The organism is Variovorax sp. LjRoot290, assembly GCF_964253985.1.
In the GTDB taxonomy this organism is placed as follows: Bacteria; Pseudomonadota; Gammaproteobacteria; order Burkholderiales; family Burkholderiaceae_C; genus Variovorax.
This window is the reverse complement of sequence record NZ_CAXURW020000002.1, coordinates 1,154,842-1,176,241: the sequence shown is the minus strand read 5'-3', so window position 1 is coordinate 1,176,241 and position 21,400 is coordinate 1,154,842. Positions and strand designations below refer to the sequence as shown.

Annotated in this window: 17 protein-coding genes and 3 pseudogenes; 6 read left to right on the top strand and 14 right to left on the bottom strand. The window is 63.6% G+C overall.

Translation table 11 applies throughout. From position 1 onward, the window contains the following. Positions 1–30: 30 nt before the first annotated feature. Positions 31–513: a MarR family winged helix-turn-helix transcriptional regulator gene (locus ACSQ9A_RS34660; RefSeq protein ID WP_436307284.1), complete on the bottom strand. Its 483-nt coding sequence runs from the start codon at positions 511–513 to the stop codon at positions 31–33. A 100-nt stretch (positions 514–613) separates the two neighbouring features. Further along, positions 614–1,321 carry an alpha/beta hydrolase gene (locus ACSQ9A_RS34655; RefSeq protein WP_436307283.1) on the bottom strand — a complete coding sequence of 236 codons (708 nt, stop codon included), beginning with the start codon at positions 1,319–1,321 and terminating at the stop codon, positions 614–616. 530 nt (positions 1,322–1,851) lie between these two features. Here ACSQ9A_RS34655 and ACSQ9A_RS34650 point away from each other — a divergent pair. From ACSQ9A_RS34650 to ACSQ9A_RS34640, 3 genes and pseudogenes are all read left to right on the top strand, one after another. Then, positions 1,852–3,070: pseudogene (locus ACSQ9A_RS34650) on the top strand (IS110 family transposase). A 30-nt stretch (positions 3,071–3,100) separates the two neighbouring features. After that, positions 3,101–3,247: a hypothetical protein gene (locus tag ACSQ9A_RS34645; protein WP_436307282.1), complete on the top strand. Its 147-nt coding sequence runs from the start codon at positions 3,101–3,103 to the stop codon at positions 3,245–3,247. Between the two features lie 247 nt (positions 3,248–3,494). Beyond that, the gene (locus tag ACSQ9A_RS34640) at positions 3,495–3,713 is read left to right on the top strand and encodes a hypothetical protein (RefSeq protein ID WP_436307281.1); all 219 of its coding nucleotides are present in this window, start codon (positions 3,495–3,497) and stop codon (positions 3,711–3,713) included. A gap of 418 nt (positions 3,714–4,131) precedes the next feature. On the opposite strand, the gene ACSQ9A_RS34635 is transcribed toward ACSQ9A_RS34640, so the two are convergent. The 9 genes and pseudogenes from ACSQ9A_RS34635 to ACSQ9A_RS34595 form a co-directional block, all read right to left on the bottom strand. Continuing rightward, positions 4,132–5,283, bottom strand: coding sequence for a fatty acid desaturase (locus ACSQ9A_RS34635; RefSeq protein ID WP_436307280.1), 1,152 nt, complete (start codon positions 5,281–5,283; stop codon positions 4,132–4,134). 562 nt (positions 5,284–5,845) lie between these two features. Further along, positions 5,846–6,209 (bottom strand): annotated as a pseudogene (locus ACSQ9A_RS34630) (IS256 family transposase); the annotation flags it as partial. A 134-nt stretch (positions 6,210–6,343) separates the two neighbouring features. Beyond that, positions 6,344–7,624 (bottom strand): porin, encoded by a 1,281-nt coding sequence (locus tag ACSQ9A_RS34625; RefSeq protein ID WP_436307279.1) that lies wholly within the window; start codon positions 7,622–7,624, stop codon positions 6,344–6,346. Between the two features lie 41 nt (positions 7,625–7,665). Further along, positions 7,666–8,631, bottom strand: coding sequence for a Bug family tripartite tricarboxylate transporter substrate binding protein (locus ACSQ9A_RS34620; protein ID WP_436307278.1), 966 nt, complete (start codon positions 8,629–8,631; stop codon positions 7,666–7,668). After that, entirely contained in the window at positions 8,628–9,737 is a 1,110-nt protein-coding gene (locus ACSQ9A_RS34615; protein WP_436307277.1) for a CobW family GTP-binding protein, read from the bottom strand. Before ACSQ9A_RS34615 ends, ACSQ9A_RS34620 begins: the two co-directional genes overlap by 4 nt. Further along, entirely contained in the window at positions 9,734–10,108 is a 375-nt protein-coding gene (locus ACSQ9A_RS34610) for a hypothetical protein (RefSeq protein ID WP_436307276.1), read from the bottom strand. The genes ACSQ9A_RS34615 and ACSQ9A_RS34610 overlap by 4 nt, the downstream gene beginning before the upstream one ends. Positions 10,109–10,116: 8 nt before the next feature. Continuing rightward, complete coding sequence (locus ACSQ9A_RS34605; protein WP_436307275.1) at positions 10,117–11,910, bottom strand: hydantoinase B/oxoprolinase family protein; 1,794 nt, start codon at positions 11,908–11,910, stop codon at positions 10,117–10,119. Beyond that, positions 11,907–13,991 (bottom strand): hydantoinase/oxoprolinase family protein, encoded by a 2,085-nt coding sequence (locus ACSQ9A_RS34600; protein ID WP_436307274.1) that lies wholly within the window; start codon positions 13,989–13,991, stop codon positions 11,907–11,909. The genes ACSQ9A_RS34605 and ACSQ9A_RS34600 overlap by 4 nt, the downstream gene beginning before the upstream one ends. Before the next feature lie 15 nt (positions 13,992–14,006). Further along, entirely contained in the window at positions 14,007–14,858 is an 852-nt protein-coding gene (locus ACSQ9A_RS34595) for a fumarylacetoacetate hydrolase family protein (protein WP_436307273.1), read from the bottom strand. 154 nt (positions 14,859–15,012) lie between these two features. Here ACSQ9A_RS34595 and ACSQ9A_RS34590 point away from each other — a divergent pair, with 154 nt between their 5' ends. Further along, the gene (locus ACSQ9A_RS34590) at positions 15,013–15,960 is read left to right on the top strand and encodes a LysR family transcriptional regulator (RefSeq protein ID WP_436307272.1); all 948 of its coding nucleotides are present in this window, start codon (positions 15,013–15,015) and stop codon (positions 15,958–15,960) included. A gap of 45 nt (positions 15,961–16,005) precedes the next feature. Here ACSQ9A_RS34590 and ACSQ9A_RS34585 read toward each other — a convergent pair whose 3' ends face one another. The 3 genes and pseudogenes from ACSQ9A_RS34585 to ACSQ9A_RS34575 all read right to left on the bottom strand — a co-directional run bounded on the left by ACSQ9A_RS34585 (position 16,006) and on the right by ACSQ9A_RS34575 (position 18,909). Continuing rightward, positions 16,006–17,508, bottom strand: a complete 1,503-nt coding sequence (locus tag ACSQ9A_RS34585; protein ID WP_436307271.1) for an acyl-CoA thioesterase/bile acid-CoA:amino acid N-acyltransferase family protein — start codon at positions 17,506–17,508, stop codon at positions 16,006–16,008. Then, positions 17,505–18,036 (bottom strand): annotated as a pseudogene (locus ACSQ9A_RS34580) (AAA family ATPase). The gene ACSQ9A_RS34585 and the pseudogene ACSQ9A_RS34580 overlap by 4 nt, the downstream one beginning before the upstream one ends. A gap of 369 nt (positions 18,037–18,405) precedes the next feature. Further along, entirely contained in the window at positions 18,406–18,909 is a 504-nt protein-coding gene (locus ACSQ9A_RS34575) for a DinB family protein (RefSeq protein WP_436307270.1), read from the bottom strand. A gap of 190 nt (positions 18,910–19,099) precedes the next feature. Here ACSQ9A_RS34575 and ACSQ9A_RS34570 point away from each other — a divergent pair, with 190 nt between their 5' ends. Both ACSQ9A_RS34570 and ACSQ9A_RS34565 read left to right on the top strand, forming a co-directional pair. After that, positions 19,100–19,663 carry a TetR/AcrR family transcriptional regulator gene (locus tag ACSQ9A_RS34570; RefSeq protein WP_436307269.1) on the top strand — a complete coding sequence of 188 codons (564 nt, stop codon included), beginning with the start codon at positions 19,100–19,102 and terminating at the stop codon, positions 19,661–19,663. Positions 19,664–20,077: 414 nt separating this feature from the next. Then, positions 20,078–21,262, top strand: a complete 1,185-nt coding sequence (locus ACSQ9A_RS34565; protein ID WP_436307268.1) for an acetyl-CoA C-acyltransferase — start codon at positions 20,078–20,080, stop codon at positions 21,260–21,262. Positions 21,263–21,400 lie beyond the last annotated feature (138 nt).

Here is a 21,400-nt window from a genome sequence, read left to right as displayed (position 1 = left end):
GAGGCTTTGCTCGGTCGGCCCGAGCAGCCGCTACCGCTTGGAGTCTTCTGCGCGAAGGGTTCTTGTCAGCACTGCCAGCCTTTCGCGCAAGTCTCCGCCCTCTGACTGGCTCAAGCTGCAAGCGTTCACGAACTGGCTGCTGGCCTGCTCTGCCTTCTCCTGCAACTGCCGCCCTGCAGCTGTCAGCTCGACGACAAGATTGCGTTCGTCCTGGGGATCACGCCGGCGTGTCAAGAATGATGCTTCCTCCAAGCGCTTGACCAGGGGTGTCACCGAGCCCGAATCGAGACCCAACCGCTCGGAGAGGCGCTTGATAGAGACGCCGTCCTGCTCCCAGAGGACGAGCATGACAAGATACTGGGGGTAGGTGATGCCGAGTTCGGCAAGCAGGGGTTTGTAGCTCTGCAGCATCGCCAGCGAACTCGCGTAGATGGCAAAGCACAGCTTCTGGTCCAAGGTCGGGAACTTGCCCTGGCTTGCATCCTGAGCCTTCTTCTTTGATCGTTCAGCCATGCCCGTCTCTACGTTCTGGACCTTGGAGGTTATCAAATGCCGCGTGCCGAGGCGCCCGTCCGCAACCGGCGGACGGGCACCCCTGGGTCAGCCGCAATACTCAGCTGGGCTGCTTCGCCGCGATCTCGCGGGCCGCCTTCTCGATGATCTCGGCGACCGCTTTGGGACGGGACACGTACACCGCATGGCTGCCCGGCACCTCGGTCACGCTGGATCCGGCGCGCTGCGACATCTGCCGTTGCGCGGGAGGGGGAATCATCTTGTCGTCCTTCGCCACCAAGTACCAGCTCGGCTTGGATTTCCACGACGCTTCCGTGATCGTGCCGGTCAGTGCTTGCACCCCCCAAGGCACTTGGGATGCAGCCATGAAGCGGGCTTGCTTCTCGCCAACGTCGGCCGCGAAGGACGCAGCGAACTTGGCCCGGTCGAGGAACAGGAAGCCGTCTTGCGGCGGCAGGATGGGCGGCACCGGTGCACCGGGCGGCGGATCCTTGATCAGCGAAGCAACCGATTCGCCCTTGTCCGGGGCAAACGCGGCGACGTAGACCAGGCCCTTGACCTTGGGGTCATTGCCAGCCTCGGTGATGACCACGCCGCCGTAGGAATGGCCGACCAGAAGGACCGGACCCTTCTGGGCAGCGATCGCGCGCTGGGTCACGGCGACGTCGTCGGCCAGCGAGGTGGTGGGATTTTGGACAACGGTGACGTTGTAGCCGTCCTTCTTCAGGACGTCGTAGACACCTTGCCAGCCGGAACCGTCGACGAAACCGCCGTGGACCAGAACGATGCTCAATGCGATGGCATTCATGATGAGTTCTCCTAGATGGATAAGTTGAAGTGGTTGTGTGGATCCGCCACGGGGATTAATGTAGCGCGCTAATGATTAGCGCGCAAATCAATAAATGTAACCCATCGTTTCGACCGAGCGCTTGTGCTGGCAACCCCTGAGCGTCAGTCGCACGATGAACTGCGGCAATTGCCCGATTGAGCGTTGCTGCGCTTACAACTCGCGCTCGCGGCGGAAGTTGTCATGTGCGCGGTCTAGACTTATGGAAGGCCAAGCGGGCTGCAGCGCAGGGTTCTTGTCCATGACCGAACATCTCAGTTTTCCATCACGCTATCGCGTGACCCGCGACGCATGAAACTTTGCTGTAATTGATTGGCGGCGTCCGGCAAAGAGGTCGGTTTGTACTTGGTGCCTCGAACCCGTATATGAGTTGGACCCGCGGCCCCACGAGCACCCCGTACTGTCGCCTCGGGCCTTGCGCCCCTGAGCACGCATTTCAGACTTCGATGACGTGGGCCGCACGCCGATGTCGCCGCGCATTGGAGGCGATCATGGAAGTCATCTATCCGCGCTGCGCGGGCCTGGACGTGCACAAGCAGACGGTGGTGGCGTGCGTGGGCATCGCCGGCGACGCACCGCCGTTGCAGGAAGTGCGCACCTTCGCCACGACCACCTCGGGCCTGTTGGCCCTGACCGACTGGCTCGATTCCTTGGGCGTCGAGCACGTGGGCATGGAGGCCACCGGCGTGTACTGGAAGCCGGTGTGGCACGTGCTCGAGGGCCACTTCGAGCTGGTGCTGGCCAACGCCGCGCACGTGAAGAACGTGCCCGGGCGCAAGACCGACGTCAACGACGCGATGTGGCTGGCGGACCTGCTGGCCCACGGCCTGATCCGCGCCAGCTTCGTGCCGCCGGTGGCCGTGCAGGAGTTGCGCACCCTCACGCGCACGCGCAAGCAGTTCGTGCGCGAGAGGAGCGCCCACGCGCAGCGCATCGAGAAGGTGCTCGAAGACGCCAATCTCAAGCTCAGCGTCGTGCTCAGCGACATCCTGGGCCGGGCGCGCGGTGCTGCAGGCCCTCATCGACGGCCAGACCGAGCCCGAACGCCTGGCCTCGTGCATTGCCACCCGCGTCAAGGCCAGCCGCGCCGAGCTGCTCGAAGCGCTGCGCGGGCGCGTCAGCGCGCACCACCGCTTCATGCTCAAGCTGCACCTGGGCCACATCGACGCGCTGGACCAGGCCATCGCCGACATCGAAAAGGAGGTGGGCCTGGGGCTCGAGCCGTTTCGACAGGCCGCCAGGCTCCTGAGCACCATGCCGGGCCTGAGCGCGGTCAGCGCCCATGTGATCGTGGCCGAGATCGGCATCGACATGTCGCGCTTCGCCACGCCCGGCCATCTCCTGTCCTGGGCCTGCCTGTGCCCGCGCAACGACGAGAGCGCCGGCAAGCGCCGCTCCACCCGATTGCGCCGCGGCGGCAAATGGCTCAAGACCACGCTGGTGCAGGCCGCATGGTCCGCCGTGAGGGTCAAGGGCGGCTACCTGCAAGCGCAGTTCCACCGCCTGCGCGCTCGCCGCGGCGCCAAGAAGGCCATCATCGCCGTGGCCGCCTCGATGCTCACCGCCGCTTGGCACATGCTGCGCGACGGCACCGAATGGCACGACCTGGGCGCCGCCCACTTCGACCGCGCCGACGCCCACAAAACCGCCAACCGTCTGATCCGAAGACTTCAACAGATCGGCTACGCCGTGCAGGTCACTCCGGCTTAAGCGAGACAGTTTCATTTCAGAACGATCGCCGTGACCGTGGAGGAATCGGAGTACGGCGTCTTCCACTGGCTCCTGATCGAGAGCATTGACGATCCCACTGGTTTCACGGTGCTCTTCGGCAGCGCGGAGGTATTCGACAGTTGGGAGGACGCGCTCGACGGTGGGGTTGCCCCCTGAAGAGCCTGGTCGCCGATCGCATGATCGGGCCGAGGCTGATCGGCGAAGACGAAGATCCAGAGCCGATCGGACGCAGAATGCGTCGGGCGCTGCGATTTGGTTAGCAACTGTTCTGTTCATGGCGCTGCGAGTGCGGCGGCGATCCGGCTACCCGCGCTCTTGGTGCTGCCCTTACAGCTGGTTGCCCGATGCCGCTTTGTCTACTTCCAAAACCTTGTAGGCTGGCGAAACTGAGGAGACCGCACTCATGAGCCGCTATTCGCAAAGCCTTGAAGTCCTTGCCACGAAGCTGCAGGCCAAGTACGGGCGGGACGACGATCTCTGCAAAGAAGTCGTCAGCCAGCTACAGGAGATGGAGGGCGCAGACCGGACAAAGCGGTCGAACCCGCCGATCCTCGCGAGGCCGATCGGACAGCAATTGTCCTGGCGCGTGCAAGAGCGAGCCACCCGCGGCGCGCCGCTCTAGTCCCTCAATACTGGCGTAACCCTGAAGCCTCATGCTTGGGCTGACAGTCAGTCGGCGCTGGTAGAGGATGCTTCGGCGCTCGGCCCGTCAAGGGCGGTTCCTCGATGCAGGCGGCTGTCTCAGTTTTCGGGGCGCGATGCCGCTTTTGCCGGGGGCCGCGCGAGGGGATCACGAGCCGCCGCCGGTTAGCTCGCAACCGCCGGTTGGGGCCCGTTGCGGTCCGTCGACGTCGGGCGCCGAACGACAGGTATGCAGCGAAGCTGACCTTCGACCGCGGCCGGTGAAGTGGAACTGGCGGCCACAAGCGGTACTTCGTTTGTGACGCCATAAGCGAACATTGAGCCAAGAGGAGCGACAACCGAAACGGCGACCACAGCACGCTGCACGAGCTGCCGGCCGCGGCTTGGTCCGGCGCCGCTCATCGTCCAGCGCTCGCGTCGCGCGGCAGGCTCGACAACGCCGCCAAGTTTTCGTCGATCGCACGGATCAGTCCCCACGTCTCGCCATAGTTGATTGGATAGCCTGGGCAACCGGCGTCGAGGTCGTCCTGCCTCGCGTGCGCGTATTCGGTCCAGCGCGGCGAAGAGGGGCGGCGGTGATGGAAGTCGTGGCACGGCGTGTCCGCGACCAGCACAACGACGCGCACCAGCAGCTGGACGGTAAGCATGTCGGCCCACCAGCTGGCCCACGCCACGAGACCACGTAGCGTGGCGGCGTCGTGCGCCGGCGGTGCGGAGCCAGGAAACACGCCAAGCGTGACGCGACACTGAAACACCTTGTCCCTATCGCCGCTGTGCGACGGATCGGGAAAGCGGTGCTCGATGAGGATGCGGCCGACCGTGACCAACTGCAGCAGCAACGTGAGCGGCAGCACCCAGAGCACGAAGAACGGTATCAGCCACCCGGCCGCCGCGCAGCCGGCCGCACCAAGCGCCCAACTGGTGATGCCGACCGTGTCATGCAGGCGGTCACCCGACATCCAAGACATCCGCGCCCGATGTACCAGAAAGCGGGTGTGGAAGCGTGGCGACGCCAGGCTCGTCAGCACGCAGCGCCAAAGCTGCCGCTTGGGCATCCCCGGCTCGAGCCGGCACAAGCCGAGCACGAAGTCGGTGAACTCGTCGCCCTCGGTGAGGAGCGTGCGGACGCTGTGGTGACTCATGTGCTCTTGCTGGTAGCGATCGAAGTGCTTGAAAAGCAGAAGCGCGGAGACCAGCCGGCCGACATCCCGGTTGCGCCGGCGGACGGCGAAGAGCTGAGCGTGCGCGCATCGGTGGAACACGGCGATCTGGAACAGGCTGACGCCAGCAGTCGTCAATACCAGCGAAAGCGCGATCAGTGCGGCCGATATCAGGCCATGCGTCGCGAAGCCGACGGTGCCGACCAGCTGCCCGAGCACAGTCCATGCGAGCGCCTCGAGCAGGAAGGTCCACGGGGCGCGTACGCGGGCGCACTCGCTGGGCGCGGGGCGGCCGGTCAGCCAAGTGAGGAGCGGCTGCATGGCGCGCGGCAGTCGAAGCGCCATGAGGGCGCGCGGGTCGGTGCGATGGTCGGACATGGTGCGGGTCATGGAAGGGTGGAAGGTTCGACGGAGTGACGTGGACGCATCGGGACGTGCCTGGTCCGAAGACTTCCCTTCGACATGAGGCTTGACACGGTGCGCCAGTTAGGTTGCACGGCAGGCCGTTTTGGTTCAACCTGCGGCCCTGGGCATGCGTCGCCGTCGCCGGAGGCCAGTGGCAGCCTTCGCCGTTTCCGGGATCAGTCGCACGAGGAAACTTGCCCCCTCCTGCAGGAAGGGATCGAAGACCGACGCCCAAGGCACGAGGTTGGGCGCAGGCAGACTTTCTGCGGGCCGCTCATGGGCCCCGCCCGCGAGAGTCGCTGCATGTGACCAGGTTTCGTGGAAGCGGCAACGGGTGTCGCCTTTACGCGTGCCTGAAGGCGAGAGGAGCGGAGTGTGATGCGCTGCCATCGGGACTGGCCGCCTCTCCTTTCAATCCCGTGAGCGGCAGAATGCGGAGCCATGTGATCAGGCGGAGAGCAACGCCTCGGCAGCGCCGCAGTCCTTGCGCCGATGGCTGTCTCGCCGAGTAGCAGTACGCTCCCCAACGCCTGCCCTCTTCGGCCAGTGCAGCAAGCAGCTTGCGGTCCTTCCAACTCGCGTAGTCCAGGCTGTTGCGGATCAGGTGCACGATGCACGTCTGCAGCGTGGTGGCCGGGAACACCGCGCCGAGCGCCTCGCCGATGCCCTTGAGGCCATCGGTGACGGCGATCAGGATGTCGCTCACGCCGCGTGTCCTCAGGTCGTTGAACACCTTCAGCCAGAACTTGGCGCCCTCCGTGTTCTCGATCCACAGCCCCAGGATGTCGCGCGTGCCGTCGGGCAGCACACCCCGGGGCAACGTAGATGGCCTTGGTGCGCACCACCGCATCCTCGCGGATCTTCACCCGAAGCGCGTCGAAGAAGATCACCGGGTACATCGGCCGCAGCGGCCACTGCCGCCTTCGTCGTCTTCCTGCTTGGCATACATGCTCCTGGTCGTCATGCTATGCCTCGCACACAAAATTCCGGACAGGCTCAAGCTACTAGGAGATGAAGCAGTCCTCCATCAGATCAGTTCGCCACGTCAAAACGCGTGACGGATACCAAAGTCATATCCAGTGGAACTGCGCGGCGCCAATCCTGACGCTCCTGCGCCTGTAGACAGATACGTCACACCGCCCGTCACCGCCCCCATGATCGCCGGATTGTTCTGGCCGTCCTTGATCCGAATCCGGGCAACCGTCGCGTAGAGCGCCGTGCGCTTGGAAAGGTTGTAGTCGAACCCGACGGCAAGCTTGTTGACCGATGCGTCGCGCCGCGGTGTCAGCGGGGTCGCCAGTGGGCCCAGGTCGTTGTCGAACTTGACGCGGGAGTACGCTGCCTTGATAAGCCCCGGACCGACGGGTACGGTGATGCCCAGAAGGCCGCCCTTGTACTTGTCTGAATCACGCAGCGTGACGGAACCAAGCACCGGCGCCGGCGCCGTTGACAACGCCCGATCCGTGACTTGCGAGACTTCACCGAAAACCTTCACGACTCCAAAATCGTAGGAGGCGCCAAGATTGATGGTCTTGATCTTCTCATCCAAGTTGACGCCAGTGGGAAATCCAGCGGCATTCAGGCCCGTGGCGTCCGCTGCTGTGCTCTCTCCGTAAGCCAAGGCAACATCGAGCGGCCCGGCCGCGTAGCCCAACCGGCCACCGAAATAGCGTCCCCTGTGGCTAGGGCTTCCCGGCACATTGCTCTGCGAAACGCTCTCGTGCAGGGCGTACTGCAGTTGACCATACAGCCCGCCCAGGTTGGGCGGAAGAAAGTAGCCGATGCTGTTGCTGGTGCGAAGATAGTTGTCGGAAGCGGCTACGGGGGAACCAGGGCCTCTCACCACCTGCAAGTTCGTCCCGACGCTCGACACGACATTGGCGCCGACGCCGATCGTGCTGAACGGGCTGAACACTGAGTCGTTCCAGAAGGTCGGCGTGAAGTCGCGGCCCAACCGAACCTCACCGAAGGGTCCGGACAAGCTGACGGTCGACCGTCGATTGAAACTTGCAACCCCGGTAGCTCCGCTGTCCGGCGTAGTGCCGGCTTCCAGCCAGAAGCCAGCGGCCAGTCCACCGCCAAGATCCTCTGTGCCGCGAAAGCCCAGACGGCTGTTCGATGTCCCGCTGTTGGACAAGGCCGTCTGGCTTCGGGTGACGCTCGGCAGTGGGATGACGGGCGAGGCAGTGTTGTTGTAGAACTCGCTCTTGGCGCTGTAGTAGCTAACGCCGACATCCACGACTCCGAAGAGCGTGACGGACGACTGGGCTGTGGCCGCGGTGACGCAAGACAGCATGCTTGCCGCCGCGATGATGTTTCTGTTCATGGTTCTGATCTCGATAAATGAAGCGTTGCGTACGTCTGTCTTCACTCTGGCTTGAAGCCTGCACTCTTGAGGAGTTCAGCGCTTTGGGACACGAAACCAGCGACATAGCGTTTGAACTGGTCGACGTCCTGAGTCACAGGCTCGACGCCAAGGCTTGCCAGCGCGCCCGACTTGCCCAACTCAGTCATGGCGGCGTTGATGGCACTGTTGAGCAACTGGACCCGATCGGCGGGGGTTCCCTTGGGCGCCCACACGCCGTACCACGACCCGTATGTGAAGCCCGGCAGCCCGCTCTCCTGCACTGTCGGAACGTCGGGCGCTAGAGGGCTGCGCTTGGTTGAAGTGATTGCGATGGGTCGGACGCGACCTGCCTTGGCCAGCGGCAGCACAGAGATCATCGAGTCCATCAAGAGCTGCACGTGTCCGCCCCCTACGTCCACCAACGCTGGTTGTGTGCCCTTGTAAGGAACATAGGTGAACTTGACGTTTCCCTGTTTGGCCAGAAGCAGCGTGGCCAGGTGACTTGGTGCACCCGCAGCCGGAATGGCTGCCGTCCACTTGTCCGGCTCCTTCCTCGCCGCAGCCAGCACGTCGGTGAGCTTCCGAGGCTCGAGCTGGGGCGCGATGACGAGCATCAGCGGCGCCTCGGCAACGCGTGCAATCGGGGAGAAGTCCGTTTGCGGGTCGTAAGGCGGCGTGGCGACGACCTCCTTGGCCAGCACGTGCGTGGCTGCGGAGAACAGCAGCGTATAGCCGTCAGCGTTTGCGGTCTGGACAGCCTTCCCGCCCAGCGCGCCGTTCGCGCCGGCACGGTTTTCCACAATCACCGACACCCCGAGCTGCGTGTGTAGCTGGTTGGCCAGCAGGCGCGCGATGTTGTCTACACCGCCTCCGGCAGCGAAAGGAACGACGATGCGGATCAAGCGGTCAGGGAATTTCGCAGTCTGCGCCCATGCGGGTGCGACCGCGAGCATCGCGCACGCGACCAATGCTTTCATTGATTTCATGGAGTCTCCGTTGATTCAGATGAGGTGTCCGGTGAAGAGGCCGCGGGCGGTCTCGGGCGTCGTCGTCGCTCGAAAACGCGCAGCGACTCGTCCATCGACTCTGCGTCGACGCCTCGGGTGATGAACACAATCCGGGTGCGTCTGTCCGCACTTGGCCAGGCCGGCAATGACTCGGGTGGCTGGTACAGGTGCTGTACGCCGTGGAACACAAGCGGCTGCTCCGGCTGCTCCTGCAGGTTGACGATTCCTTTCACGCGCAGCAGGTCTTCGCCCCGCATCGCGATCACCATGTCGAGCCAGGCAAAGAAGCCGTCTCGCGGCAACGGATCGTCGCGAACGATCACGAACGAAGTAATTCCGCCCGAGTGGGCCGATGGATCGCCCGCATCGCCAGGGGTTGGCACCGGCCTGTAGAAGGATCCACTTTCCGCTGAGAAGGACCGTGCGTCGCTAGCGGGTGTCTGCATCGTCTGCCGCAGCACTGCCACGTACTCTCCGCGCTCCTGATGCACTGCGCCTGTGGGATTCAAGCTCCTCACGAGGTCCAACAGCTGCTGCGAGATCGGTTCGCCCAGCAGGTCGGCTTTCGTGAGAAAAAGGTGATCGGCCATGGCGACCTGCTTGACGGCCTCGGAATATCGATCGAGCGTGCCAGGCGCCAGAACAGCGTCGACGGTGCAGCACACGCCGGCCAATGTGAAGCGATCCTTGACGGCGGGCTCTCCCATCACGGTTCGGAGGATGGGCGCAGGGTCGGCGAGACCGCTTGTCTCGATCAATACATGGCGCAGTGCTGAGCCATCTGATGCGCCGCGTTCGCCGAGACGCACCAGCGCCCCGATGAGATCGCCGCGCACCGCACAACACATGCAGCCGTTGGCCAACAATATGGTGTCTTCCGTCGTGTTGGCGATAAGGTCGTGGTCGATTCCAACTTCACCAAACTCGTTGACGATGACTGCGGTGCCGTGCAGATCAGGTTCGCGCAGCAGCTCGTTGAGAAGCGTCGTCTTTCCGCTGCCAAGGAATCCGGTCAGCACCGTCACAGGCACGCGCGCATGCCCGGGCTGGTCAACTCCCAGCAACGAGGAGAAGTGGCCGGTCATGACTCACCCTGCTGTCGCCGGCCGTGAAGCTCAGCGAAAGAGTTCAAGGTTCGCTCCAGCCTTGCCAGCAACCATTCGCTCGCTTGGCCCGGAAGTTCGTCGCGTTCAAGATCTTCCAGGAGCGTCTGAAGCGGGAGACCGGTGGCTTGAGACGTCGGACGGGCCCGGAAGAATTCCTCCACTTCGGAAACACCCGAGCGAAGGCCTTGATCCTCGAGGTAGTCCACGATGTCCAGTTCAAAGTCGACCAGCTGGAGGCTCACGCCGCCGGCGCCGCAGCCGCAGCTGGACCCGAGTGCGACGTGACGCATCGCAAGCTCGCTCCACAGGCGTGAGAGCCTGGAGGCGCGCTGCGACACGTCATCGGCCATGACGAGGCTCACTGCCCGTCCCAGGCGACGTCGAGCGAGGTGCCGTTGCGCGGGGCCTTCGGCGCCTTCCGGAGCGTGCGCGTGGCTTCTTGGTCGACCTGGCCCTTGGAGTCCAGCGCAACGCGATAGACCTGACGTGCCACCTCGCTGCTCACGTAGCCCTCGCGCACATCCTCTGCGACCAGTTCCAGTTCGCGTTCCAGCGGATCGCCGAAACCGCCACCGCCGCCCGACAGCATCTTGTAGGCGTCGCCGCGTTCCAGCCGCACGTTGAAGATCTTTGCGTTCAGATGGTCGGTCTTCCACTCACCCTTGTGACGCACGGCCAGGCCGTTACCCATGGCGTCTCCACCGCCTTCCAGTCCCCAAGGCTTGCAGTGGACGCGATCGATGCGGGTGGTGACGGTGAAAGGCGACAGCGCCTGCACCACCATCTCCGCGCCCAGCCCGCCGCGGTACTGACCGGCGCCGGCACTGTCCTGCCGGATCTGGTACTTCTCGACCAGCACCGGATACTTGGCCTCGAGCTGCTCGGTGGGGCTGTTGTGGGTGTCGCCGTCGTTGATGCAGACCGTGACCGAAACGCCGTCTTCCCTCGACTTGGCGCCCCAACCTCCTCCCAGCGGCCCGATGCCGACGATAAAGAGACGCCCGTCCTCTGGAGATATGCCGTGGATGTTGGGGAACACCAGATCGGCGTGGTGGCCTGCGATCGAGCGATCCGGGATGGCAGGCGCCAGCGCCTTGAAGATGGTGTCGATCACCGTCATCGGGAAGGTCATCCACACCCGCATCGGGTACGGCCGCTCGGCACTGATCACCGTGCCCATGGGCATGATCACCTTCAGCGAGCGGAAGCTTCCGTCGTTGACCGGGTAGTCGGTCGGCGTGGTCAAACACTTGTAAGCCACCTGCGCGCAGGCGATGCCGGTCGTGAAGCCCGAGTTGTAGAAGCCGCGAACCTGCTTGCTGACGTCCGACAAATCCACCGTCATCTCGTCGCCTGAGACGGTCACCTTGACGCGGATGGGGATGCGCTTGCCGATCTCAAGACCGTCGTCGTCCATGAAGGATTCGGCCTCGTACACGCCATCGGGAATCGACAGGGTGTTCTTGCGCGCAACAGCTTCCGAGGAATCCATGATCTGGCGGATCGAGCCGTTCACCGCACCCGCGCCATAGCGCTGCAGAAGCTCCACGTAGCGGCGCTCGCCGGTGGTGATGGCCGTGATCTGCGCGCGCAGGTCGCCCAGCGCACGCTCGGCCAGCCGCACGTTCATCGCGATGATGTCGATCAGGTCCTGGTTGACCACGCCTTCGCGCTGGTACTTCATGATGGGGATCTGGATCCCCTCGCTGAAGATGTCGGTGGTGACGTTGCCGAGCGTGCCGCCCACGTCGAGCCAGTGCGCCATGCAGCAGGTGAAGCCTTCCAGCTTGCCCTCGTGGAACACCGGCATCGTGAACGTGAAGTGGTTCAGATGGCTGCCGGTGGTATAGGCGTCGTTGGTGACCAGGATGTCGCCCGGCAGGATGTTCTCGTAGCCGAAGTGCCTGATCTTCGCCTTCACTGTCTCGGACATGCCCCGGATGAACATCGGCAGGCCCAGGCCGATCGAGACCGTGTCGCCCTCCTTGGTGAAGAGCCCGACGGTGAAGTCCAGTGCCTCGTAGATGATCAGGTTGTAGGCGGTGCGCGTGAGGTTGGTCTTCATCTCCTCCGTCACGGCGTACAGGCCGTTGCGGATGATCTCGACGGTGACCGGGTCAACCGCGGCCACTTGGGTTTGGGGGGTGCTCATGACCGGTCGCTCCCGATGGAAATTTGAAGGTTGCCGAGTTCGTCCACGCGCATCTCATCGCCTGGTTGCATCACGGTGGTGGAGGCGTGCTCCTCGATCAGCGCCGGGCCGCTGACAACGTTGCCCGAGCGAAGCCGGTCGCGCTTGTAGACGGGCGTGTCGGCCCAGCCGCCGGAGCGGAAGTACACCGGCTTGACCGCGCGCACTGCCGCCTTCTCGGGCTTGGATGAACCCTCGTCCACGCGGTGCTTGGGCGGCTTCTTCATGATGCCGAGCACGGTGACGCGCAGGCTCACCAGGTCAGCCGGTTCTTTCGGTGCCGAAGTGCCGTAGCGCACCTTATGCAGTTCGTCGAATTGCTGCTTGATCGCCGAACGGTCCTTGCCCTCGAAGAACGCTATCGGAAGGTCGACCGTCACCGCGTGCTCTTGGCCCACGTAGCGCATGTCAGCCGCACGCTCGATCACAACGCCGTCCGCCTTCACGCCGGACTGCGCCAGCGCAGCGCGACCCTCGTCTTCCATCGTCTTGTAGGCCGATTCAATTTCCTCGAAGGAGACGTCGTTGAGCTTGCGGAATACCGAGCGCACGTAGTCATAGCGCAAGTCGGAGAACAGCATCCCGTAGGCCGAGAAGTAGCCCGGCGCGTACGGAATCAGCACTTTGCGGATGCCGATCTCGCGTGCGATCGCCGAGGCATGCAGCGGGCCGGCGCCGCCGTACACCACCATGGTGAAGCTGCCGGCGTCCAGGCCACGTTCGGTGGTCACCGCCTTCACTGCGTGCGACATCTGCGTCACCGCGATGCGCAGGATGCCGTCGGCTGCTTCGGTCGGGTCCAGGCCCAGCGGGCCGGCCACGCGCTCGGTCATCTGGCGCCTGCAGCCTTCCAGGTCGAGCTTGAGTTCGCCGCCGAGGAAGTTGTCGGCGTCGAGCCGGCCCAGCACGAGGTTGGCGTCGGTCACGGTCGGCTCCTTGCCGCCGCGTCCATAGGCCACCGGGCCCGGGATGGAGCCGGCGCTTTGTGGCCCCACACGCAGCGCGTTGCCCGTCTCCACGCGGGCGATCGAACCACCGCCGGTGCCGACCTCGTGGATGTCCATCATCGGAATCTGGATCGGCAGCGCGCGCTCGTAGCCGCCGATGAGCGCCGAGCCCGTCGTGAGCGGCCGGCCCTCGCTGATCACGCCCGCCTTGGCCGTCGTGCCGCCCATGTCGAAGGCGATCGCATCGCCCATGCCGAGTTGCGCACAGATGGCCTGCGCACCGATCACGCCGGCCGCGGGGCCAGACTCCAGCATGCGAACGCAGCCGACGCGCGCATGCTCGATCGGAAACAGGCCACCGGTCGACTGCACGACGTAGAAGTCGCCGCCGAAGCCCTTGTCGGCAAGGTGAGTCTCGAGTTGACCGAGGTATTCGGAGACACGGGGCCCGACGTAGGCGTTGGCCACGACGGTGGAGACGCGCTCGAACTCGCGGTATTCCTGCGAAAGCTCGTGCGAAGCGGAAACGAAAGCGCCCGGCAGCTCTTCCTGCAGGATCCGCTTGACGCGCTGCTCGTGCGCCGGATTGCGATACGAGTGCAGCAGCAACACCGCCACCGCCTCGATGTTCTGCCCCTTCAGCTCGCGGGCCAGCTCGCGCACCGAGCCCTCGTCCAGCGGCTTGTGCAAGCTGCCGTCGGCCCGCAGGCGCTCGGCCACTTCGAAGCGCAGCGATCGCTTGACCAGCGGCTGGTGCTTGTTGAAGAACAGGTTGTAGGCATCCGGGCGGTTGACGCGGCCGATCTCGTAGATGTCGCGAAAGCCTTCCGTGATCAGCAGCGCCGTGTTGGCGCCGTTGCGCTCCAGCAGCGTGTTGATGGCGATGGTGGAGCCGTGCAGGAACAGCTGGCCGTTGCGCACATCGATGTCGGCGCTGTCCAGCGTGGCCTGGATGCCATTGACGAGTTGGCCGTGTGTCGAAAGCGCCTTGCCGAACAACAGCTTGCCGGTGGCCTCGTCGAAGGCGGCCATGTCGGTGAAGGTGCCGCCGATGTCGACCGCAATTCGCAGATGGGGGGTGGATTGGGTTGCCATGGTGTGTCGCGGCGCTCAGGCTGCCGTTCCGATGCGGTTGCGCAGGATGCCGAGGCCGGTGATCTCCACCTCGACCACATCGCCTTCCTTCATGTACAGCGGTGGCTCGCGGCGGTCGCCGACGCCGCCGGGTGTTCCGGTGGCGATGACGTCCCCGGGCGACAGCGGCGTGAAGCGCGAGATGTACTCGACCAGGACGGGGATGTTGAAGATCAGGTCGTCGATGCTCGCGTGCTGCATCACGTTGCCATTGACGCGCGTCTCCAGCGTCAGCTTGGTGACGTCCGGCACCTCGTCGCGGGTCACCAGGTACGGGCCGAACGGGGCGGTGCCCGGGAAGTTCTTGCCCGGCGTGAACTGGTGCGTGTGGCGCTGCCAGTCGCGTACGCTGATGTCGTTCAGGCAGGCATAGCCCGCGATGTGCTCGAAGGCCTGCGCCTTCGGGATGTGGCGGCCGCCCTTGCCGATCACGAAGGCCAGTTCGCCTTCCCAGTCGAAGCGCTCGGAAAAGGCAGGGCGCAGCACCGTGTCTTCATGCGCCGCCAGCGTGTCGTTGAAGCGGATGAACAGCGACGGGTATTCGCTGTCCCCGCGCTTGGTCTCGGCCACGTGGGTCTTGTAGTTCAGGCCCACGCAGATCAGCTTGGGTGGGTTGGGGATCGCCGGTAGCGCGCGCACCGCGCTCGCCTGCACGGAGTTACCACTGGCCGCCACGGCCCGCTCGAGTTCGAGCAAGGCATCGGCCTGCAGCACCGACACCAGGTCGGGATGGCGGCTGAGGAAATCGGCCGGTGGCAGTTGGTAGCGATCTTCCTGAACCACGCCGTAGGTGGCCTGCCCGGCGTTCATGAAGCTGGCGAGTTTCAAATGGGTCTCCTTGGATTCATCACTGCGGTGGTTGCTCGAAATGAGCAGTTCCCAGCGGGTACAGCGAATGTAGAAATCCAGGAGTTCTCCGCATAGATAGAATTCAGAGCAATCAGACTTGCCAGATTCGGCATGGCTCGCGCGGGTAATCCCTATGAACGTCGCAACTGTCAAGCTCTTCTTGGAGGTGCTGGAGGCTGGCAGCCTGAGCAAGGTTGCGGCCCGCCGCCAGACGGTGCAGTCGCACATCAGCCGCCAGATCAGTGACTTCGAAGCGGGTTTCGGCGGCCCACTTTTTCGGCGAACGGGCAGGGGAGTTGAGCCGACCGAGTTGGGCGAGCGCGCGGCGGTGCGGCTACGTTCCTGGCTGCTGGAGACAGACCGTTTGGCACAGGAACTTCGCGAGGAATCGGGCAAGCTGCTTGGCGAGGTTCGCCTGGGTGTCATCCCATCTGCAGCGCATCCGCTGATGACTCGACTTTTCGGACGCCTGCAGGTCGAGCACCCAGGCATCCGCCTCAATATCGCCGAGGCGCAGGGCACCGAACTCAACACCATGCTCGACAGCGGCGCCGTCGACATGGCGATCCTCTTTCGATTCAATCGCCCGAGCGGTCACGAAGAAAAGCTGCTGAGCGTTGCGCATACCTATTTGATCGCTGCGCCGGGCGACGAGCTCACGAAAGAACCCACGGTCAACTTCTCGCGCCTGTCTGGTCTGCGCCTCGTGCTACCTCGACGCCCCAGCCACTGGCGCAACGCGCTTGACGAAGCAGCTCGGAGCTTGGGGTTCACTCTGATGCCTGTCGCCGAAGTTGATTCGTTGACGATGCAGAAGGAACTCGTGGCGCACACGGCAGGGCTCTATTCGATGATGGGCCCGTACTCGATTGCCGAGGAACTCCAACGGGGCCGTCTTCAAGCTAGCAAACTGGTCAAGCCCGATCTCTTTCGCCACGTGACCCTGGCGTTCCCCAAACAGGGAAAGCTTTCGCCTGCGTCCAGGATGGTCGCCGAGATCATTCAACAGTTGGTCAACGCATGGGGAGGCCAACTCACTGAGCCCACAGGCGATGACGAATCGGGGCACGCCCGTGCCTGACTAGCGGGCGCCGCCCAACAGGTTCAGGCCTGGCGCACGACACGCTCATGCAGCGCGCAACAAGGAGTACGCCGACGCAGGACGTCGCGCTAGGCGGAGAGGGGCAATGGCAGGGATAGCCGCGAGGGAGGCGAGCCGTGGCCCGCAGTCAGGCAACAGTCGATGAACAACTCGTCCCGCGCAGTTGAGCAGCGCAGGGCGTGCTAATAGAGGTGAGTCGATGTCTGCTGTTGGCCGACTGTAGCCCTCCGGTCGGCTTGAAGAAATCCTAGTCGTCAACGAGCGCGGCGCGCAAAAACGCGAAAACGCGAGCATTCTTGGCCAGGAATCCTGTCGCGCACGTGCTGTCCCTTCCGGCGTCCCACCCATGTCCATTTCATCTCCCGATACTGCATGCTTTGCCTTGAGCATCGTTGTCGGGCCATTGGGCCAAGCAATGCTGTGTCCCGCGCCCGCGTAGGCTAGATGTTCCACACGGTGGCGGAAGCCGTGCTGCTTGAAGCGCTCTACAGCGAACTCCGTAAGTTCGGTCGATGGCCAAAGTCTGTCGTCGATGCCGGTAATCATGAGGACCGGCCCATTGATTTTCTCTACTTGGATGGAAACCTTGCTTGCGTACGCGGCATCTTTCAACGGAAGAAAATGCCAGTCGAAGCTGCCCTCTCGTGCGCTTCCAGCGGCCAGCTCCTTGTTCCACTCCTCATGGGTAAGCGTCTTGGCGTAAGGAATTTCTCGCCCGCCCAGTGTCCAGGCACCGTGCCCACTCTCAGGGAACGCCGGCCACAGGATGCCGCTCGGTACATAGGCGACCACTGCACGAATCTCAGGGTAGGTCGCACCGAGCAGCAACGCCAACTCTCCGCCTCGCGAAACTCCCACAACGCCTATCTTGTTCGCCGCGACGGTCGTCTGCGCTGATAGCCATTCCAGCGCCGTGCCGAAGTACTCGAGCGGAATGCGGTCGAGTGTTGGCGGCAAGCCTTCCACGGCGAAATACGCCAGCGCGAGAGCCGCATACCCGTGAGACGCCAGCAGGGCTGCCATTTCCTGGGACCAAGCCAATCCGCCGCTGGAACCTCCAACCACGAGCACTGCTCGATGCGGTCCGGGTTGGTCGGGCTCAAACATCTTGCCGAAAAACCCTCCGTCTCGGACCTCACGCGACACAACTCCGGGACCGGCGAAGACGCGCTTGATGCGCTGAGAGATGGGTGGTGCGCCATCGTCCCCCTCGGCCGCGAGGGTTGCGGTGAATGGGTCTTTGGTCATTCCCTTGAAGCCCTCGGCAACATCTCCGTGAGCTGGCGCACGAGACCAGAAAAGGCCCATCGCATCAATGCCTTGGTACGAGCCCGAAACGGGAGCCTGGCCGCTAAGGTCCACAACACCGTTTGAATCGGCCGCGAAGGTTGCGCTCGACAAGAGAACGACATTGTTGAAGCTACTCCACAGCTTCAGGGTGATTCGCGCGCCAGGCTGAAGCTCGAGAACGCGAATTGCAAGGGTCTCATCGACGAGACAGGTTTGGGGCAGCGTGTCGAACTTCATGGGCCGCTCTCATAGCGCACGACGTTGTAGCCTTCCTCCGCCGTTGGCGCGACGAAATGACTGGTGATTTGGTCGAATTCCGCATCCGTCGTTTTCGAACGGATGTTCTCCCGAGAGGTTGCGAGCACGCAGGCGCGCCTTGCAAACTTCGTCGGGAACATCCAGGCAATGCATGCGATGGGCTGCCCCGGCCTTCTCGAAAACGGCGCGGCCCCATCCTCTTGTCGTGACGGTGTTCGAGGGGAAATCGAGCACGACCGACGTGCCGGCCGCGAGCAGTGCCTCCATGTGGCCGGCCATCGCTTCACGCAATCTGCCGGCACAGCGAACGTAATCCGCGAGGGCGTGAATCTCGTTCGGGTAAAGACGTGCGAGCCAGTCGTCCTCGCTGATGAGAACCGTCTTCGGCTGCGCTGCAAGGCGCTTGGTGAGCGTCGACTTTCCGGAACCAATTTTCCCGCAGACCATGTGCAGGACCCCTGGCAGGGAAAGGGTGGCGGCAGTCTGCGCAGATTCGATTTCGAGCATTCCAATCTCCAGTAGCACTGAGGAGCCCCAGGAGACAGAAAAAAACCGCCTCGTGGGGCGGGTTGCTTTGGCTACTCAGGCCGCGCGCTAACCCACCATCCTTCGGATGGTGCGAATAATCGACGCGACGTGCGAGCAAGCCATGGGGAGCAAGGATAGCGAGTTCCAGAGGTCTAAGCAAACCGTTCACGGCGGATGCCCATGCACCGAAGGTCCCGCCAGAGGTTCGGTTTGTACTTCCGCTTTTAGGCGGTTGCTGGCGAAGGCATCACTCGCTGGCAAGCAAGGCCGCCATCACCGCTGCGCCGAGTTCTGCGTCGGACGCCTTGTCGTGCCATTCAATAGCTCGACAGCGCCATCCAACGGCGTTCAAGCAAGAGCCCGCCTTCTCGTCAACGCCTCCGCCTCGTGTAGATAAGTGGTAAATCCATCCTTGGCAGGCGGAACGGAATTGAGCAGCATCACTGCGCTGACCTGTCCACGATGACCTGTTCCGTGCGTGACAACATGCATGAGCATTTCCTCGCGGGACATACGCCCCACTGCGCCGTCAGTGAACGCGAAATCGATTCGTTCGGCCAATTGGGCAAGATCGAGCGTCGATACATAGTCGATGTATTCCTGATCGCTTCTTCTGAGATCAGCGGATAGATCTTCCAGCGTTGGCATCTCGCTTAAGTTGGCCGATGTGTACGCGTGAGCTTCTCGCCTAATGTGTGCGGCGAATATGCGGTCGACCACGTATGTGTGGCTCAAAGCCTTGATGGCCAACGCGGTGATTGGGGAGTTGTCCCCAAGCCGGGCCAGCGCCGTCAATAGCTGGTCGTTCGCCCAAGCTTTGTATCTGAAGAGGTGGTGCAATGTGTCGTCCATGTCATGGGTCTCCTGAGGGGGTTGCGCGCGACAGGTCTTGCATGCAAGAAGTTGCGTCGCCTATCCGCGTGTGCTCAGAATATGAGCGATCATTCGCTTTTGCTACTCGCATTGACGGCATCAAAAAATGGCGCAAAAACCAGTCACTAGGCCCAGGAAAATCGCCACTCAGGAGCGATCGCGCGCGACTGTGGACAACCTGATTGAGGCAACCGCTCGCATTTTGGTTAAGGACGGCTTCGACAAGGCCAGCACCAACCGCATCGCGGAAGTTGCGGGGGTGAGCATCGGTTCGCTCTATCAATATTTCCCCAGCAAGGAGGCACTCGTCGCCGCCGTGATCGAGCGCCACCAACAGCAGATCATGCAAACGGTGCGGAGCGAGTTGACGCAGGTCTCGACCCAGCCGCTGGACAAGGCAATGCGCAAATTCGTCGCTGTCGCGGTAGAAGCGCACCGTCTCGATCCCCAACTGCATCGAGTGCTCGCCGAGCAGATCCCGCGCGTGGGAAAGCTCGAGAAGCTGGAAACCTTCAGTCGTGAAAATTTCAGTCTGTTCAGGGCCTATCTCGATGGAGCTCGGGACGAACTCGGTGTCGATGACCTGGAGCTCGCATCATTTGTATGTGTCACCACGATCGAGGCGTTGACGCACAACGCGGTGCTGCGCCATTCCAAAGTGCTAACCGACGATCGGATGGAAGCGCTCATCGACGAGGCGGCGCGCCTCGTGACCGGCTATCTGAAAGGCTAGCGCGGAAACCATCTCCGTGTGGTCCGCGTAGATCGCCAAAAGCCCATCCATTGAGATCGCTCGTGTGAGGGTCCGCACAGCGACGGTGAGCGGACGGCAGGTCCAACTTTCTCAAGCGTCTGCTTACGCTGCGAAGCCGGCATTTGGCCTTCGAAGCAAGAACACGAAGCCAAGGGGATCTCCGTGCGCCTCGGCTGGATATCTGCTCGCGCAGTGTCCAAGGCCCGCCGGCGGCGCTGAGTTGGAGCTGAAGCACTAAAGGGCGAACAGTTTGCAATCGAAGAGGAGGCCGTTGATGCCGGTATGGGCGCCGCGATCGACATGCTCAACGGCGAGGTGATCCGCCTTGACGGCGCGATCCGCTTGCCCGCACGGTAGTCGTCCGGTCTTTCGTTACCCATCTAAGGAGATCCTATGACCGAATCCATTGTCATCGTCGGCGCCGCCCGCACCCCCATGGGCGGCTTCCAGGGCGACTTTTCTTCGCTCGCCGCGCACGACCTGGGCGGCGTCGCCATCAAGGCGGCCGTCGAGCGCGCGGGCATCGCGTCCGAGGCGGTCGGCGAGGTGCTGTTCGGCAATTGCCTGATGGCCGGCCAGGGCCAGGCGCCAGCGCGCCAGGCGGCCTACAAGGGCGGCCTGCCCGACAGCGCAGGGGCCGTCACGCTCAGCAAGATGTGCGGCTCGGCCATGAAGGCCGCGATGCTCGCGCACGACCTGCTGCTCGCGGGCACGCACGAAGTCATGGTCGCGGGCGGCATGGAGAGCATGACCAACGCGCCCTACCTCATGCTCAAGGGCCGTGGCGGCTACCGCATGGGCCACGACCGTATCTTCGACCACATGATGCTCGACGGCCTGGAGGACGCCTACCAGCCCGGCCGCTCGATGGGCACCTTCGGCGAGGACTGCGCGGCCAAGTACAAGTTCACGCGCGAGCAGCAGGACGCCTTCGCGATCGCCAGCGTGGAGCGCGCCAAGGCCGCCACCACCTCGGGCGCCTTCAAGGCCGAGATAGCGCCGGTCACGGTCAAGGGTCGCGGCGGCGACACCGTGATCGAGATCGACGAGGGCCCGGGCAAGGTCAAGCTCGACAAGATCCCGCAGCTCAAGCCGGCCTTCAAGAAAGAGGGCGGCACCATCACCGCGGCCTCGAGCTCGTCGATCAACGACGGCGCCGCCGCGCTGGTGATGATGACCGAGAGCACCGCCAAGAAGCTCGGCGCCAGGCCGATCGCGCGCCTCGTCGGCCATGCCACCCACGCTCAGCAGCCCGAATGGTTCTCGACCGCGCCCGTGGGCGCCGTGTCCAAGCTGTTCAAGAAGACCGGCTGGGGCGTGAAGGACGTCGACCTGTGGGAAGTCAACGAAGCCTTCGCCGTGGTGCCGATGGCGCTGATGCACGAGCTCGACGTCTCGCACCACATCGTCAACGTGCACGGCGGCGCCTGCGCGCTGGGCCACCCGATCGGCGCCAGCGGCGCGCGCATCATGGTCACGCTGATCCATGCGCTGCAGCAGAAAGGCAAGAAGCGCGGCGTCGCGACACTGTGCATCGGCGGCGGCGAGGGCACGGCTGTGGCGCTGGAGATCATCTGATGGAAATTCGAGGCAACGTGTTTTTGGTTTCTGGAGGGGCGTCCGGGCTCGGTGAGGGCACGGACGCGAACGCAAGGTGCTCTTCGGCACCAGCTTTCCAATGCTTTCCTCGCATCTCGCTTAAAAGCCGAACAGCCG

Bases quoted from the DNA above. Each gene is read 5' to 3' on its own strand.
- ACSQ9A_RS34660 (WP_436307284.1), bottom strand. From the start codon at position 513: ATGGCTGAACGATCAAAGAAGAAGGCTCAGGATGCAAGCCAGGGCAAG.
- ACSQ9A_RS34655 (WP_436307283.1), bottom strand. From the start codon at position 1,321: ATGAATGCCATCGCATTGAGCATCGTTCTGGTCCACGGCGGTTTCGTC.
- ACSQ9A_RS34640 (WP_436307281.1), top strand. From the start codon at position 3,495: ATGAGCCGCTATTCGCAAAGCCTTGAAGTCCTTGCCACGAAGCTGCAG.
- ACSQ9A_RS34635 (WP_436307280.1), bottom strand. From the start codon at position 5,283: ATGACCCGCACCATGTCCGACCATCGCACCGACCCGCGCGCCCTCATG.
- ACSQ9A_RS34625 (WP_436307279.1), bottom strand. From the start codon at position 7,624: ATGAACAGAAACATCATCGCGGCGGCAAGCATGCTGTCTTGCGTCACC.
- ACSQ9A_RS34620 (WP_436307278.1), bottom strand. From the start codon at position 8,631: ATGAAATCAATGAAAGCATTGGTCGCGTGCGCGATGCTCGCGGTCGCA.
- ACSQ9A_RS34615 (WP_436307277.1), bottom strand. From the start codon at position 9,737: ATGACCGGCCACTTCTCCTCGTTGCTGGGAGTTGACCAGCCCGGGCAT.
- ACSQ9A_RS34610 (WP_436307276.1), bottom strand. From the start codon at position 10,108: ATGGCCGATGACGTGTCGCAGCGCGCCTCCAGGCTCTCACGCCTGTGG.
- ACSQ9A_RS34605 (WP_436307275.1), bottom strand. From the start codon at position 11,910: ATGAGCACCCCCCAAACCCAAGTGGCCGCGGTTGACCCGGTCACCGTC.
- ACSQ9A_RS34600 (WP_436307274.1), bottom strand. From the start codon at position 13,991: ATGGCAACCCAATCCACCCCCCATCTGCGAATTGCGGTCGACATCGGC.
- ACSQ9A_RS34590 (WP_436307272.1), top strand. From the start codon at position 15,013: ATGAACGTCGCAACTGTCAAGCTCTTCTTGGAGGTGCTGGAGGCTGGC.
- ACSQ9A_RS34585 (WP_436307271.1), bottom strand. From the start codon at position 17,508: ATGAAGTTCGACACGCTGCCCCAAACCTGTCTCGTCGATGAGACCCTT.
- ACSQ9A_RS34575 (WP_436307270.1), bottom strand. From the start codon at position 18,909: ATGGACGACACATTGCACCACCTCTTCAGATACAAAGCTTGGGCGAAC.
- ACSQ9A_RS34565 (WP_436307268.1), top strand. From the start codon at position 20,078: ATGACCGAATCCATTGTCATCGTCGGCGCCGCCCGCACCCCCATGGGC.